Origin of the sequence: Sphingobium sp. SJ10-10, assembly GCF_036038995.2 — a bacterium.
Classification (GTDB): domain Bacteria; phylum Pseudomonadota; class Alphaproteobacteria; order Sphingomonadales; family Sphingomonadaceae; genus Sphingobium.
The window spans coordinates 313,678-329,820 of the sequence record NZ_CP158132.1; the positions used below are offsets into that span (position 1 = coordinate 313,678).

Sequence of the window (16,143 nt, forward strand, 5' to 3'; positions counted from 1 at the left end):
TCAACACTATGCGACGATGCGCGAGCCCTACCGGCGATTTTGGATGTGTCGCCGCCTAATCGGGTAAAAATATATAGTATGATGGGACATAGCCGATCATATTCAGGCCTATGGATTTTCGGCTCATCCGGGCATTTTGCGCCGTCTACGAAGAGGGCAGCATCAATAAGGCGGCGTCACGTCTGAATATTGCTCAACCCAGCATCAGCATTGCGATCCGGAATTTGGAAACGGATCTCAATACGACGCTTTTTCGGCGTAGTGCTACCGGGGTGGCGCCGACAGTCGTTGCGCACGGGCTGTATGTGCGCCTGCAAAAGATACTGATGGATCTGGAGGCGGCGCGCAAGGCGGTCACCGGTGAGACATCCGATATTCGCGGTCCGCTTCGCGTGGCCTTGCCGCCGCGGGTAGCCAAATTCCTGTCTTCCACCATCATTCCGCAATTTTTGGACGAATATCCCGACGTCGAACTCAGTATCGTCGAAGTGCTTCCCCAGCGGCTGATCGATTTTACCATTCGTGGCGAAGTCGACTTTTCGATCACGCTCGATCCGCCGACCGACAAACGGTTAACGGTCAGCCGAGTTGCGATAGAGCCAATCGTGTTGATCGCATCGCCCTATAATATAGATCTGCCGTCTGGCCGGATCAATCTGACCGAAATGCCGCCTCTCAAGCTGGTGGTGCCGGGGTTATATCCGCTCCGCAGCATCCTGGACCGTTATATCGAGGCCGACTCGCTTCCCATCAGTAGGATCATCGAGATTGAAATGGTTCCGACGATCCTTGATCTGGTCAAGGCAAGCGACTGGGTCACGCTGCTACCCGTGTCCAGCATGTTCGGTGAATATGAAAGCCTTATCGCCCGAGAAATCGCATATCCGGGAATGGTCACCGAAATATTCTCGATCCGACCTTCTCGCAAGAAAATGAGTGCCGCAGCACGTTTGTTTCTGGAAGAGGTCGAGAAGGCGTTCATCCAGTCCATCGACGCCTGGAAACAGAATATTGCCCAGGCCTCTTCTAGGCCGAACGCTTAGAGTCTGTTTGGAAATGCGCTCTTCCGCGCATTTCCAAACAGACTCTTAGAACAGCTTGTCCATCAAAATGGCGATCGCAAGATTAAGGCGTCCCAGAAGATAGGGCCGAAACTGCTTCAATCAGAGCAACTGCTCTTGCAGGCCAGGCCAGCTCAGGCCATGCTTTCTTCCTCGGCAATCATCTTGGCGAGGATGCGCCGCGCGCGTCCGCCGCCCGCGTCGCCGGGTAAGAGAAGCGGTTTGAGCGACATGAAATCGGCATCGCCGATCATCTGCTGTTGCGCCTCGACGACCGGCAAATCCTCGGTCTCGAACGGAATGCGCAGATCGTCGGTTTGCTGTTGCGCGATCTCGCCCGCCTTGGGATTGCTGGCGCGGGCGATGCACATCGCGTAGAAATAATGGGTGCTGGTCGCGGTTTCGGGCGTGAAGAAATGGATGCTGGGTGAAACCATCCCTTCCTCGCGCGGCCGTCCGGATTTTACCGCACCACCATAAAGCTCGATCAGTGCAGGCGCCTGCCAACGGCAGTCGAGCCAGCGGTCGATCGCCGTGTCGGAGTCCACTCCGAAAAGTTCTGCCAAATAAGGAGGCAGATGATCATTGGAGATGTAGCGCTTGGACCAGACGGCATTCCCTTCCAGCGCCGTCTCGATCTTTCCGTTTCTAACCGCTTCGGTCGCAAACATCGGATGGAGGAACTCGATATGGCTCAGGTCCATGATGTTGTCGGATTCAAGTTCGTAATTCGCATGGGGCTTCAGATAGCCTTCACCCACCGCATACAGTTCCGGATCGAGAATTTCGAAATAGGGCAGCTTGGCCGGATCCGCCAACGCGGGGTCGCCGGGCCAGAACCAAACCGCGCCATAGCGCTCCATCGTCGGATAGGAGTGAACCTTCGCCGCCTTCGGGATCGGACCGTGCGGGTTGAACACGCACTGTCCGTCGCCTCCGAAACGCAGGCCGTGATATTTGCACTGCACAGACCCGTCGACCAACTCACCCATGTGCAACGGCGCGAAGCGGTGGGGGCAACGGTCGTCGATCGCCTGAACCGCGCCTTCCTCATCGCGGAAAAACAGTACAGGCTTCTCAAGCAGCGTCCGGTGGAACAGCTTGCCGGGTTCCACCTCAGTGCTCCAGGCCGCCATGTACCAGATGTTCTTCAGCGCGCGCATCACACCTCCTAATCAGGGCTCAGCATAGTCTAGGGAGCCATATAGCACATGAAAACTGCCTTTGATGACAGGCGATCGAAGCCGATCATTCTACCATCTGGTGGACAATTTCACTCCGTAGGTCCGCGGCTCTTCGATGAAGGCCGATGCCGGGCCAGGCTGTCCTCCGGCGCCCGTGGCCCCGAATACGGGGGTATTTTCTATATTCTTGGCCCAGATGCCCGCAGTCCAACGGTCGCCCGGCGCAGAATAGGTCAATGTCACATCCGTCTTCGTATATTTGGACTGACGGGTTCCGGGATCATGCGAGAAAAGTCCCCAATAGCCGGTCTGAAGATGAGAATGCGCATGGAAGGTAACGTCTGCCCCATTGGCCAGATCGAACCTATGGTCATATCCTACTTCGCCCGACCAATGCGGGGCGTTTGCCATGTCGAAATCCTTCAGGTTCTTGTTACCGAACACGAAGTTGGTGAACTTTGCCTTCAATGCGGTAAAACCGATATCGAACGTGTCGTTGCCGGTTAATTGATAGCTCAGGTTGAACTGATTGCCGTAAATGACCGCGCGTGGCGCATTTCCTATCAGGTCTACCTGACCTCCCGAAAGATTGACGGCGACGATCTGATAATTTTTATATATGTAATAAAACGCCTCATCATTGATCGTCAGCCTGTTGTCCAGAAGACGACTCTTGATACCGACGGTGTACGACTGCAGCCGCTCCGGCTCGACATTGTTGTTGAACGTGGGCGTATTCGGCAACGGAAAGTATCCGCCCGGCAGATAACCAGTTTGTATGGTCGCGTAGCCAAGGACATCCTTTGCCAGGTCGGCATCGACCCCGACCTTCCAGTCGAAATGGTCCCAATGGTGGTCGGCCGAGAAAGGCACGCCCAATGCACCGATGGAGTTACGGGTTTTCTTGCTGTCGTAGGAATAGCGGCCGCCCGCGGTGAGGCGGATTTCGGGTGTAATCTTAAAGACATCCTGTGCATAGACAGCGTAATCGGTGTTGATCTGCCGTGGCACTATGATCACGATATCGGCCGGAGGCGGAAACACACCGCTGCCGAAGAAGAAGTTGTACGCAACCTTGGTATGCGCCTGATAGAGCCCGACCTGCCAGCTATTGCGGCCACTTTCCGAGTTGCTTATCCGAACTTCGTTGCTGTACCGCGTCTCGTTGTCGACTTCGCTGTCCGGGAAGTCGGCGGCATAGCTGTTGAGAGACACTCGAGTAACACTGAGACCCGGAATGTAGGAAAGTCTTATATCTCCTACATCATAGTTGAAGCGGCCGCCCACGACATATACCTTGAACGCAAAGCGGGAAAGGGAGGCATCGACCGGGTTATTGAAGATTTGACCGACCGTTGGAACCCGCCAGGGGTGATTTTTATCTTTAAGGGGCGCGTTGACCGTGGCGTCGGGCTTGCCATGAGCGATATATGCGGAGGCGAATATGCTCGCGGTGAAATCTTCGGTCGGCGTCCAGAGCGCGCTGATGCGGCCGTCAAACTCTTTGGCCAGTGAATAGAGGCCGCGGCTTTGATACCCGTCATGGCGCGCAAATTGGAATGCGCCACGAAGTGCCAACGTATCGCTGACATCGATGTTCTGCGCCAGATTGAGCCGAAGTGCCGCATAATTGCCCCCTTCGAGGCTCGCGGAACCTTCATAATTATGAGCGGGCACTGTAGAGATCAGGTTGACGACGCCACCGGTCGCGCTGCCGCCATAAAGCGTTCCCTGCGGACCCGGCAGAACCTCGACGCGCTGTAGATCGAAGAAGGATGAGCCGCTGGCGGCCCGGGGCAGGTTGATATCGTTGATGTTAATGCCGATGGCCGGATCAACGAACGGCTCGTCGAGATTGCCGCCCACGCCGCGGATGAAGCCCTGGACGACATTATTCTCATGGACGAACGCGGCGCCCGATACGACCTTCCTCAAGTCCAGCGCGCTTACGATCCCCATCTTTTCAAGAAGCGGACCTGTCAGTGCCGTGATGGCGGCTGGTGCCTTTTGGACACTTTCACTGCGCTTATTCGCGGTAACGACGATTTCGCCGATACCGACCGCTTCTTCAGTCTTAACCTCAGATTTCGCGGTGTCGGCAGTTTGCGCGCGAACGACTGTCGCAAATGGAACAGCCGCAACAAGTGCAACGGTGGATAGCAGAAAACCCTTCATTCTTCCCTCCCCAAATCGAAATTTTTTGTTCTGATCTTTGCGCCGGTCCTGGCGGACAGTGCGATAATATTTTAATAGAGACTGATCGTCTGGCCATGTGTTTGGCAGATGCGAACTTGTTATCGGCGATACCTGCAATCGCGGCGAGCGATGTATGGAGCAGGATGACGCAGCCAGCGCTCCACCCGATCTTGCCGGGCGTGTTTTTCTCGAATGCGCCATAATTTTTGGCGACACGAGATCGCGGTGTTGCCGTCAATAAAGATGACACCTCCGCTGTTCCATCCTGCTCCTCCCTTTTACCGTTTTAGGTAAGATGGGACTGAACAGTGTTGCAGACGCGTTTCTTATACAAACTGTTTAGATTGATCCTCGCGACAAGCGCGAGTTGTGCCTTGTAGCGACTATCAGTGGGTCTCGGCTTGTAGGGCAGGCAGAGCGACAGAATTACTGCATGGTCGCGCCGGCCGAAACCATCGCTTCCCGAACGAAGCGATGCGTGGGATCGTTGTCGTTGCGGTAATGCCAGTTGAGCTGCTGCCGGGTCACATCGATCTGAACCGGGCAGTCCAATATGCGCAAGGGGGCGATGGTCTTGAACTTATAGGCAAGGCGACGATGCACGGTCGCGACCAGGGGCGTGCCGGGCACCATGCAGATCAAACTCGCAAAACTGCTGGCGGACGCCGCAATATGGGGCGCTATGCCGGCATTGATCCAAGAAACCTCCACAAGCGATTGCAGACCGTCGGTCATCTTGAGCGCGGCGTGATGCATGGTGACATATTGATCCAATGTCAGCTCCTGGCCGACCGTCGGGTTGTTCGCATCTATCACGCAGACGAAACAGTCGTCGAACAGGGTCGTGCTTCGAATTTTGGGGCATACGTTCGACAGGTTCGACTGATGGACACGCAGATTTTGCGGCATCACGCATAAATCCAGTTCGCCCAGATCGAGATGGTACAACGTATGCTTTGTGACCGGCTGGATCTCGTAGGTTATGCCTGGAGCGGCATAAGCCATGTTGGCGATCAGGTCGGGCAGCAGGGTGAGCGAGGCATGGTCGGACATCGCGACACGGAAATGCCGTCGCGTAACCTCCGGGGCAAAGGTCGGGGTGGTTTCGAGCGTCATTGCGATCTGCCGCATGGCGTCGCGCACCGGCGCAACCAGGGCGAGCGCCATCGGCGTGGGTTCGAGATGCTGCCCGACCCGGATGAACAGCGGATCATCGAAATATTGCCGCAGGCGCTTCAGTGACCCGCTCATCGCCTGTTGTGTGACGTGCAAATCATTCGCTGCGCGCGTCACGTTGCGTTCGCGCAGGAGCACATGCAGCGCCCGTAACAGGTTAAAATCGAACTTGCTTATATCGGAGGTGCGCACGTTCACTCCCCAAGGGACATTTTTTCTTCGATGCGCAGATATACCCTTTGCTTACAAGCCGACACAACTGCGAATTGTAACATCAACCAGCACAAACCGTTTGAACTGACCCCGCGAAAACGGGATTTCTCATAGCAGGAAGGATGTATGGCTCCGAAGCTTCGGACGCAGTCGGCCCTTCTTGGAACGGAAAACAGAAGCGGGGAGGAGTGTTCGTGAGCACTTCGGGCAAAAAGGATTTTCAGGTCGTCGTTGCGGGGGCGGGCCCGGTGGGCATGGCGACCGCCATCGAGCTGGCATTGCGGGGAATCCGTACCCTGATCTGTGATCCGCGCGCCGTCGACGACTATAATGTCGGGCGCATCAATCTCACCAATGCGCGGTCTATGGAGCATTTCAGGCGTTGGGGCATCGCGGAGCAGTTGCGGGCCAATGATCCGGTTCCGTTGAATGTCGTGCGGGATCTGACCTATTCCACGCGCGCCAACGGGAGGATCATTCTGAACGTCGAAGGCGCCTATGAATGGCGCGAGCAACCGCCCTTTACCGCGGAAGTGCCGGAATGGGCACCCCACCAGGCGATCGAGAGAAGCTTGCGGGAAAAGATTCTTTCACTTGAATCCGCCACTTTCCTTCCTCTCACCGTGATAAAGGATTTCAGCCAGGACGAGAATGGCGTCTCCCTGATCGTGGAAGACAAGGACGGCGCCCGAACAGTTTCGGCCGACTATTTCGTCATCGCCGATGGCGCCCAGTCGGAGTTTAGAAAGAAACTCAATCTTCGCATGGACGGCACCACGCTGTTCTATAACCAGGCGTGGCATTTCCGGGCGCCGGACCTCGCAAAGCTGTTCGGCAATACGCAACTGTCCTCGATGACCTTTTTTCTCAATGAGGATTGCTATGGCGACATTCTGATTCCGCAAAGCGCAGAGGGGCATTGGCTATATCATGTGACGCCGATGCCGGAGGGCGTCGAAGCCGATGATTGGCCCGCCTTCCGTAACATGCTTTACCGCAGCATCGGCGAAGAGTTTGAGATCTTCGAGCCGGTGGGACGCTATTTCGCCAGCCAGGCCCGCCTTGCAACCAGTTTCAATTTTGGGCGGGCGGTGTTGGTCGGGGACGCGGCACATCTCACTTCGCCTTTCGGCGGCTTTGGGATGAACATGGGAATAGGAGACGCGGTCGATATCGGGTGGAAGATCGCCGCCACCCTGCAAGGATGGGGTGGACCCCGGCTGATCGAAACATACACGCTCGAACGCCGGGACGTCTGCAAATATATCATCGAAGGGGCGGCGCATAACAATCAGGTCGCCGGAAAGGTGCTCGTCCGGCCCCATATGGAGGAAGATTCGGAGCGCGGCGATAAAGCGCGTGCCGAGGTACGCGAATTCATCATCCGTGAAAAAACGCAGCAATCGCGCAGCTTTGGTGCTCAATTCGGCTATCGTTACACGACTTCTCCCATCGTCATCGGCGATGGGACCGAACTGCCGCCGCTCAAATATGGCGAATATACGCCCTCGTCGGTGGCCGGCTGTCGCGCGCCGCATCTGTGGCTGGGCGAGAAGGACTCCCTTTACGATCATTTCGGGCCCGGCTTCACGTTGCTCAAGCTCGATCCGCAGGTTGATACGGCGGTGATTGAGAAGATGGCGGCGGAAATCGGATTGCCGCTGCTGGTCTATGAGCTGAATGATGATGCCGCCCGTGCGCTCTATGAACATAAGCTCGCGCTAATCCGCCCCGACCAGCATGTGGCGTGGCGGGGCGACGCATTGCCCGAAGATTGCCGATGGCTGCTCGATGTCGTGCGCGGCGCCGTTTCCTACCAATAGACTGATGCCTGGAAGGGTTCAAAGATGAAGAAATATACACTCGACGTGAATGGAATCCCTTATGCCTGCATCGAGGAGGGGGAAGGAGCGTTGCTGCTGCTGATGCACGGCACGACCGGCGGCAAGCAACTGCTGGTGCCGCAGATCGAGGCGCTTTCCGACTCATTCCGCTGCGTCGCGTTCGACTGGCCGGGCCACGCCGAGTCCGGATATAACCCCGCCGGCTGGGCGGCCGATGATCTGGTGGAAGATGTCGTCACGATCATCGCGAAGCTGGGCGAGCAGAAAGCGATCCTGGTCGGCGTGTCGCAAGGCGGAGCTATCGGGATGAGGGTTGCGCTCAAATATCCCGAGCATGTCACGGCACTCGTGAACATGTGCGGGGGTCCCGGCGGCCCGCCGCCCGCTGCGCTTGTCAAGCTCGACGAGTTCACCAGGGTGATGGCCGAGGGGGATGAGGGCCAGCGTCGCAAGGCGGCGACCGATTTCGCAACAGGCTATCTTCACGCGCCGGACTTCCCCGAGCGTGATCCGAAGCGGTTTGCGGACGAGGTGGATCTGTTGCTTTCGCATTCGAAGCAAAGCGTGCAGCTGCTGTTCTGCGTGCCGCGCAGCTATGTCGATATCACCCCGCGATTGGGCGACATCAAATGCCCGACGCTGATCATCTGGGCGCCCCATGACAGCCGGCCCGCGCTTGGTGAGCAGCTTGCGGCGGCAATCCCGGGCGCTAAGTTCGTCATGATTCCCAATGCCGGACATCATGTAAACGTGGACGCCCCGCAGGAAACGTCGGCCGCGATCAAGGCGTTCGTGACCCGATTTGCCTGACATTCCTGCGAATGGCCGCCCTAATATACGGTTATGGCCAAGCTCCCGCAGTATCTTCAAGAATATGGTTCAGAACCAATTTGCGGATCAGATCGCACAGATATTCCGCCGCGGGCGTCAGCGGAAGGCCATATCGTTTCGCGCAGCAGATGGACGGCGAGAAGAACGGATCGATATTGTTGAACGGGCGGACCAGTTCGGAAACGGTCGGCAGAGCAAGGATATGCTGCGGTAGCATCGTCAGGAAATCGGTGTTCGCCACCGTCAGCATGGTGATCAGCGGCGACCCGGATTGGAACATGATCTGGGGAGGGGGTAACTCCGCCTTTTCGAAGACCTTGTCGAAATCGCTTTCGGTGTTGCGCTTGGATATGGCCGGCCTGACCCAGCTGGCCTCGGCAAGGTCGGACAGGCTATGCGCAAACTGAAGTGGATGGTTCTTCCGGCCCACCACCCTCCGGCTTGTATCGAAAAGGCATTCGATCGAGAGCCGTGGATATCGGATGGAGGTATCCAGCGGCCCGACCCAGAAGTCGATCAGGCCGTTCTCGAGGCTGCTCTCCACCTCCTGGAACATGCTTTCGGAAATCTTGAGGACCACCTTGGGATATTTCTTGTAGAAATGTTTGACTATCCGGGGAAGCAGGGTCAGGCAGACCATCGCGGAAAAGGCGACGGTAATCTCGCCGACCAGATGGCCGTTGCTCTGTGCGATCTCCTCTCTCGCGCGCTGAAGATCCGCCTGAAAGGCTTCGACGCGGCGAACGAAGGTTTTGCCGCTCTCGGTAAGCGCGACGCCTTTGGCGTGCCGCTCGAACAGGGGGATGCCCAGCTCTCGCTCCAATTCCTGGATGCTGCGGGTTATGACCGGCTGCGCAAGTCCGAGATGACGTGCCGCCGCCCTCAGGCTGCCGGTTTCCGCGACTGCCAGAAGATCTCGAAATTGATGGAGTTTCATCGTTATCGATCTCCCCTCCTGTCGGAACCCTTATGGTGTGCCGTTCCTGAATTTGTGCCTGCGCCTCGGCATTTTACCAAGGAACCGAAAGCGGCGCACGATACCACTAGTCGAACACTGATACCTGTTTCGGATCGGTTGACCAAAGTGCGGCCCCAATCCGGACGCTCTATGAGATAATAAGGGGCGTCGCTTCAGCGTTCATGCTGCGATCTTGGGTATCGAAGGTCAAAAGTCTGCATCTGCCCGGCATGAAGGGAGAGGACTAATTCTTTCCCGAAGACGACCGGACGGCGCTGCATGAAATGAGAGGATATCTTGGGATTTCCGAGATTTCATTTCGCTTGCTGCAATCACCGCGCTGCGCTTCCGGTATAGAAGATTCAAAGGTCGTGGCCCGGCGCCAAGGCTAGGAAACAAAATCTTTCGGTCAAAGCCTGTCCAGGCGCGTAGGCACGAGCGGGAGTGGGCGATAGCCCTGATGATTATGGGAGGCTGTGATGCGTGCGCTGAAGAACATCTGGTACATGGCGGCCTGGAGCACTGAGGTGGAACCCGGCAAGCTGTTCCACCGGACGCTGCTTGAGAAGCCTGTGCTGTTTTTCCGCGATGAGGAAGGCGCGGTTCAGGCGACCGACGACCGTTGCCCCCACCGCTTCGCGCCGTTGCACATGGGTGAGTTGGTCGACGGGTCTGTGCAGTGCAAATATCACGGCCTGCGTTTCGGAGGCGACGGACAGTGCGTGGTCAACCCGCACGGTCCGATCCCGAAGGCGGCGAAGGTTCACTCCTATCCGACGATGGAGCGCTATGGAGCAGTGTGGTTCTGGCCGGGCGACCCCGCGTTGGCGGATCCGGCCAAGCTGCCCTATTTCGAAATCCTCGATCCGGAACTGTATGCGGTGGGTGAAGGCTATCTGAAGCCCCATGCGAATTACGAACTTGAATCCGACAACATCATGGACCTGAGCCATATCGAGTTCCTCCATCCGATGTTTGCGACCGAAGCGGTCCGCAGGGGCAAGATCGAAACGGTGCTGGAAGGCGACGCTGTCTGGTCCAAGCGCTATATTAGCGACGATCGTCTGCCCCCCTATCTGGCGGAACAGTTCGGCTTTGATTCCGACACGGCGATCGACCGCTGGCTCGATTGTCGTTGGCAGGCGCCCGCACTGATCGAGCTCTATGGCGGCGTAGTGAAGATGGGGCAGCCGCGCGATGAGGCAAGGGTGTTGCCCAGCATCCATTTCTTCACGCCCGAGACAGCGACCAGCACTCATTATTTCTATGCGATGTGCTTTGCCTGGGCGGATAGTCCCCAAGCCCAGGAGATCGCCACGCAGCATACCGACGATCTGCGCATTCCGTTCCAGACCGAGGATCTGCCGGTCGTCGAGGCGCAACAGCAGATGATCGGCGATGCCGATTTCATGTCGCTCAAACCGCTTCTCTTACCCGGCGACGCGGGCGGCGGACGCGCGCGGCGCATCCTCGCCAAGATGATTGCCGAGGAAGAAAGCATGGCCTGAGGGAGACAGGTTCGGCTCGTTCGTCGGGCGGGTGAATAGTCGAGCAATATCCCGCGATCGAATGGAATAGGTCCAATCATATGCTTTCCACGTTTGATGTCGCGGTGATCGGCTATGGCGCGAGTGGCGCGGTCCTTGCCGATCTGCTTTTGAGCAGTGGATTAAGCGTCGTCATCTTCGACAGATGGCCAAATGTGCTCGAGATACCTCGGGCCGCCCATATCGACGACGAAACCATGCGGACGTTCCAAATGCTTTCGATCCCCGAAGCGATGCCCGATTCCGTGATACCCACAGCGGATTATGCCATCTACGATGCCTTGGATCGGCGCATCGGCGGCTATCCCGGGCTTGAGTCCGAACCGACGGATCAGGGCTGGTTATCGGACTATTATTTCGTCCAGCCTGCCATTGAGCATTATCTCCGCAAACGGGCCACCGAAAACGGGGCTATGCAGAAGCTTGGGTGTCAGGTCGTGGATCTGGAAGAGCATCAGGACAAGGTTCTGGTGAGCTACATAAGATCGGGGGCGAGCGAGAAAAGCGCCACGGAGCAGGTTTTGGCGCGCTATGTCGTGGGGTGTGACGGAAGCAATTCCTTTGTGTGCAAGCATCTTGATATCGGTGTCGACCAACTGGCCGACAGCCAACGCTGGATGATCGTTGATATTCGAGTCAACGAAGGCGTGCCGGTCGACATCAACCGTGAGGCGTGGACGAAAGTCACGCAGAAGGAGACGCTCACCTATGTGCCAATGCCACAGCACATGCATCGGTTCGAGTTCGCCCTTACAGAGGACATGAAGGAAGAAGACGTCAAGACTCCGGCTGCCGTTGCCGACTTCGTGAGCAAATGGTTCGCGCCGGGCGATTATGAAGTCCTGCGCGCCCATGTCTACCATTTCCATTCCCGCGTCGCGCAACGCTGGCGCGTCGGACGAGTATTTCTGGCGGGCGATTCCGCCCATACGATGCCGCCCTTTCTGGGGCAGGGCGTATGTTCCGCTATTCGCGACTCTCTCAACCTGGGATGGAAGCTTGCCCGTGTGCTGAAAGGCTCCGCACCGGAGGCACTGTTGGAAAGTTACGAAAGCGAGCGTCATCCGAACGCATATAATTATGTCAAAATGGCTGGCGCGGTAGGAGACAGGCTCCGCTGGATGGCGACCGCCACCGCGGAGGAACTGGCTACGCTTGAACGGCAGGACTTTGGCGATGCCCAGGTCGTCCATGTGCGGTTGGGGCTGGGCGCCGGTATGCACGAGCCTGCGGCTCGGGGTGGCGGAAGGCTTTCGCCGCAACCGTTCCTTGCCGATGGCAGGCGTCTGGATGACGCGGTTGGCTATAATTTTGCGCTTGTCGGTGATCCTGCACTGATTTCGCAGCTTTCGTCGGAGGTGCGGTCATCGCTCGAAGCAATCGGAGCGGTGCTGGTGCCGGACGGCAGTCAGGCGGTCGTCAGCGCGATTTCCGCAATCGGAGGCTCGGTCATGCTGATCCGGCCCGACCGTTACTTGGTTGGTGTCGCTGAATCCGTTGAGGGGATTGAGGAAATGGTTCGCGGGCTGGCTACACGGCTTCTCGTAAATGAGGTGTCCGACCTGAGCTGAACCGCCGTCCTGTCTGCCATGGCGGTGGCCAACCTGCAATGACCCTCCGGGCATGAACGAGATCCTATAACTATCGCATCAAAGGATCATTGATGGATCTGAATTTACGGGGAAAGACGGCACTGATCACCGGCGGCAGCAAGGGCATCGGCCGCGGCATGGCCGAACAACTCGCTGCGGAAGGGGTCAATCTGATCCTGGTTGCGCGCGATGTGGCCCGGCTTGGAGCCGTCAGCCGGGAGATCGCGGAGACGTATCACGTTGCCGTCAGATGGATCGAGGCGGATCTATATTCAGCGAGTGCGCCGGTGGAGATCGCCGCTCAATGTCCTGATGTCGATATCCTGATCAACAATGCGAACACGCCGTCGGCCGGATCGCTTGAGGACATCGATGAAGACCAATGGATGCATAACTGGTCGCTCAAGCCGTTCAGCTACATTCGCATGCTGCGTGCGTTTCTCCCGATCTTGCGGAAGCGGGAAGGGGGCGTGATCATCAATGTGATCGGCCAGATCTATCAGGTCGCGACCAACAAGGCACTCTATTCCTCGGCAAGCTGTTCCGCGCTGGCGACAGTGACCCGTGCGCTGGCCCATGATCTGGCCAAGGACAATATCCGGATTCTGGGTATTGGAGCCTGGGTCGTGAATACCGAGTATGTCGTGGAAGCTTATGAGGCCAAGGCAAAGGCGACTTTGGGCGACGGTTCCCGCTGGCGCGAACTGGCGGCGCATCTGCCGTTCGGCCGGGGGGCGGAAACAAAGGAGATAGGGGACCTTGCCGCATTTCTGGCGTCGGACAAGGCCAGCTACCTTACCGGGCAAATCATCGATCTGGATGGCGGTTATATCGGCAGTAGCGTGCCGACGCTTGCCTCGGGAGCCCTGGCGATGCGGTGACTTGCGCTATCGAGCTGCCACCGGGGTTCAGGACTGCGCCGCCAGGCCACAGCCTTGATGCCAGCGAGCGCACGATCTCTACATGAAAGTCGTCCGTCGACGAACATCATCATGCCTCTTCTAACCGTACGACACTGACCTGTTGGGTATTCAGTTTAGCTTCGCCAAAGGCTGTCAGGAAGGCGACGTCCGCTGCATCTCGCCCGACGCCTATCTTCGCCATATCGGCTTCCCGCGCCATGCCGGTCGCATCGACCAGATGCCATTCTCCGCCAAGAAACAGTTCAGCGACCGCGTGGAAATCCGGTGGTTCGACACCCAGCGCATAGACGCTGGCGATGCGCGCAGGAATGCCCGCGGCCCGGGCGAAGGTGATGAGAAGGTGCGCATAGTCGCGGCAGACGCCCTTTCGCATGATGAAGGTGTCTGCGGCGGTCGTGTCGCCATTGCTGGCGCCTGGAGCATAGCGCAAATGATCATGGACCCACTCGCGCATCGCCACCGCCATCGCGCCGCCCTCGGGCTCTGCAAAGGTCGCATCCACAAAGTCATGGAAACGATCGGACGGGCAATAGCGTGAGGGCATGAGATATTGCACTGTCTCGCCAGGCAATAGATGAAAGGGCACGCGATCGAGCTGACCCAAAGGCGTCAGGATGCGATTGATCGCGACGGTTGCGGTATAATCAACGATAAGTTGGTCCTGCGCGCGCATCCAGATGCGTTCTCCAATCCCGTCCTGCGCCGCGACGCTTGCGACATGCTCATAAGGTGGAAGAGTGAAAGACTGATCCTCGACCCGCTGCTCGGGGATCTGGGCCGCATGGACATGAAGCAGGATGTCCATCGGCCGCGCCAGTTCATAGTCGAGATGAATAGCAATTGAGAGCGTCATCGGCAGTTCCATTGATCGAGATAAGGCTTCCTCTGGGTGCAAGGAGCTTATGTCAGCAATAATGGCTGGAGGTCAGCCACCGGCAAACAGCCGGACGAATGGAGGGGCTCCAGGGTTCCTTGCCTCTGCGGATATAACACGAAATCGACGCGCGCAGATTATCATCGGAGGAACCTACCTCCTGGCCGGGAAAAGCCGACCCTTTGCAGTCGTTAACCGGGACATATAGACTCCCCGGGGTGCGGACAGGCGGCGCCGCCCCCCTGTCATCCAGGCCGCGCCCAAATCATTCCTCGCCCTAGTTGGAATAAATCTTGATGTCTTTGACGATCATGTCACCTGAGCCATCCGCATAATCGCCGGTCGTCTTCACTGCGACATCCATGATCGGGTACCAGCGGAAGCCGGCGAAAGGATTGACGGCTTGGTAGGTCTCCTTACCATCTATGAACCAGCTTATATAGTCCGGCTGTATATCTACGGCAAAGCTGTGGAAGCCTTTCGTAAAACCGCCGATGCCATATACCTCCTCGGTATTCATGAATATTCCTTGCTGGAAGGTGCGGGTGATATTGGCGCCGCCATGCAGCGTGTTGGCGGTATAGCGATCGAAATCCCACCAGCTCTCGAAGCCGAACCCCTCATAGATGTCGATCTCGGGGGGCCAGCCAGCTGTGGAGATGAGCCAGAAAGCTGGCCATGAGCCGCGCCGGTCCGGCATCTTGGCCGTGAATTCATATTGGCCATATCCGATCTGGACCGGCTTGGTATTGTGACCGCTCAGGACGACCGAACCATAATTATAGGGAACGCCATCCCACTCCAGCGGCTGTTTGAGCTTCTGGCTATGCATGACAAGCCCGTCGTCCGTGTAGCGCAGGGGCGCCTCGATCCCGGCGTCACGGTAAACCCAGCCATCAAGATAAATCCCGGTTTCCTGGTTCCCCGGCTGCGAGCGGCCGTTTGGCAATTTGGTCGACCAGGCTTTGTCATGGCCTGCATCCGACCATTTCATTGTATCCCGGCTCATCCTCCACTGAAGCGTGCCGCTCGGCGAAAAGGTCCGAGGCTCGCGCCCGACAGTCTGCGCCGGTGTGGCCTCTTTCTGAAAGTCGCACTGCACATAGGCGCGATCGGTTCCCATCTTACCTCCCCAGGGCGCTTCGACGAAACGGACGATGAAATCGGCTTGCGGGATCCCGAGGATGATCGGCACGTCGACGGTTTTTGTCAGCGGATCGCCTGGGCGGAAGATGACGGCTTTGTATATGGGCTGATAGTTGACCCCCGCAACGCCTCTCACCAGTCCGGTGCCGTCCTCAGTCATCACCCTAGCGATAACGGTGTTGGGCGTCGGCCGGTCAAGCGAGATCGGGACATGAGCCACATTAGCCCCAGGCTGATAAGTCGCGGGCCCAACCGACGCAGTGGCCCGCTCCGGATATCGGGTGCCGTTCGCAAAGTCGAAGCTGGAAAAATCGCCTGCGTCTAATGATGAGAATGATGCAATGGCAGTCGTATCAGCGGCAGCCACGTGCTGCGCGGATGCGTTTTCTATTGCGGAGCGCATGAATTCCAATGTGTCGATTTTGGCATCTGAAGCATGCCTGTCCGTTGCCGCCCCCAACGCTGGCGCTTCACGATCTGAACGTGCAAAGAAGATCGCGTTCGAGGTTAAAGCCAAGGCGCTGAAACAAACCATAAAAAGGCATGCGAATAGAGCGCCCGAAAGCGAGCGTGAGAAAAATGTTTTTTTCATGATGCG

12 protein-coding genes are annotated in these 16,143 nt (G+C 57.5%); 6 read left to right on the forward strand and 6 right to left on the reverse strand.

All coding sequences use genetic code 11. The annotated features are described in order from the left end of the window. Nucleotides 1–110 precede the first annotated feature (110 nt). The gene (locus VVT58_RS01515) at nucleotides 111–1,043 is read left to right on the forward strand and encodes a LysR family transcriptional regulator (RefSeq protein WP_327751864.1); all 933 of its coding nucleotides are present in this window, start codon (nucleotides 111–113) and stop codon (nucleotides 1,041–1,043) included. Nucleotides 1,044–1,195: 152 nt separating this feature from the next. On the opposite strand, the gene VVT58_RS01520 is transcribed toward VVT58_RS01515, so the two are convergent. From VVT58_RS01520 to VVT58_RS01530, 3 genes are all read right to left on the reverse strand, one after another. Then, nucleotides 1,196–2,224: an aromatic ring-hydroxylating dioxygenase subunit alpha gene (locus tag VVT58_RS01520; RefSeq protein ID WP_327751863.1), complete on the reverse strand. Its 1,029-nt coding sequence runs from the start codon at nucleotides 2,222–2,224 to the stop codon at nucleotides 1,196–1,198. 90 nt (nucleotides 2,225–2,314) lie between these two features. Beyond that, on the reverse strand, nucleotides 2,315–4,420 hold the full coding sequence (locus VVT58_RS01525) for a TonB-dependent receptor (protein ID WP_327751862.1): 2,106 nt from the start codon (nucleotides 4,418–4,420) through the stop codon (nucleotides 2,315–2,317). A 447-nt stretch (nucleotides 4,421–4,867) separates the two neighbouring features. After that, nucleotides 4,868–5,809, reverse strand: a complete 942-nt coding sequence (locus VVT58_RS01530; protein ID WP_327751861.1) for a LysR family transcriptional regulator — start codon at nucleotides 5,807–5,809, stop codon at nucleotides 4,868–4,870. A gap of 215 nt (nucleotides 5,810–6,024) precedes the next feature. On the opposite strand from VVT58_RS01530, the gene VVT58_RS01535 reads away from it, so the two are divergent. Together VVT58_RS01535 and VVT58_RS01540 are read left to right on the forward strand one after the other, a co-directional pair. After that, nucleotides 6,025–7,653 carry an FAD-dependent monooxygenase gene (locus VVT58_RS01535; RefSeq protein WP_327751860.1) on the forward strand — a complete coding sequence of 543 codons (1,629 nt, stop codon included), beginning with the start codon at nucleotides 6,025–6,027 and terminating at the stop codon, nucleotides 7,651–7,653. Between the two features lie 24 nt (nucleotides 7,654–7,677). Next, nucleotides 7,678–8,484 (forward strand): alpha/beta hydrolase, encoded by an 807-nt coding sequence (locus VVT58_RS01540; RefSeq protein WP_327751859.1) that lies wholly within the window; start codon nucleotides 7,678–7,680, stop codon nucleotides 8,482–8,484. A gap of 31 nt (nucleotides 8,485–8,515) precedes the next feature. On the opposite strand, the gene VVT58_RS01545 is transcribed toward VVT58_RS01540, so the two are convergent. Further along, the gene (locus tag VVT58_RS01545) at nucleotides 8,516–9,442 is read right to left on the reverse strand and encodes a LysR substrate-binding domain-containing protein (RefSeq protein ID WP_327751858.1); all 927 of its coding nucleotides are present in this window, start codon (nucleotides 9,440–9,442) and stop codon (nucleotides 8,516–8,518) included. Between the two features lie 500 nt (nucleotides 9,443–9,942). Between VVT58_RS01545 and VVT58_RS01550 the strand changes: the two genes are divergently transcribed. From VVT58_RS01550 to VVT58_RS01560, 3 genes are all read left to right on the forward strand, one after another. Next, nucleotides 9,943–10,971, forward strand: a complete 1,029-nt coding sequence (locus VVT58_RS01550; protein ID WP_327751857.1) for an aromatic ring-hydroxylating dioxygenase subunit alpha — start codon at nucleotides 9,943–9,945, stop codon at nucleotides 10,969–10,971. 80 nt (nucleotides 10,972–11,051) lie between these two features. Continuing rightward, on the forward strand, nucleotides 11,052–12,581 hold the full coding sequence (locus VVT58_RS01555; RefSeq protein ID WP_327751856.1) for a bifunctional 3-(3-hydroxy-phenyl)propionate/3-hydroxycinnamic acid hydroxylase: 1,530 nt from the start codon (nucleotides 11,052–11,054) through the stop codon (nucleotides 12,579–12,581). 92 nt (nucleotides 12,582–12,673) lie between these two features. After that, on the forward strand, nucleotides 12,674–13,483 hold the full coding sequence (locus VVT58_RS01560; RefSeq protein WP_327751855.1) for an SDR family oxidoreductase: 810 nt from the start codon (nucleotides 12,674–12,676) through the stop codon (nucleotides 13,481–13,483). 109 nt (nucleotides 13,484–13,592) lie between these two features. Here the strand turns inward: VVT58_RS01560 and VVT58_RS01565 are convergent, their stop codons facing one another. Next, nucleotides 13,593–14,378: a transglutaminase family protein gene (locus VVT58_RS01565; protein WP_327751854.1), complete on the reverse strand. Its 786-nt coding sequence runs from the start codon at nucleotides 14,376–14,378 to the stop codon at nucleotides 13,593–13,595. Between the two features lie 298 nt (nucleotides 14,379–14,676). Then, nucleotides 14,677–15,948 carry a family 16 glycosylhydrolase gene (locus VVT58_RS01570; RefSeq protein WP_405053729.1) on the reverse strand — a complete coding sequence of 424 codons (1,272 nt, stop codon included), beginning with the start codon at nucleotides 15,946–15,948 and terminating at the stop codon, nucleotides 14,677–14,679. Between the last annotated feature and the right edge of the window lie 195 nt (nucleotides 15,949–16,143).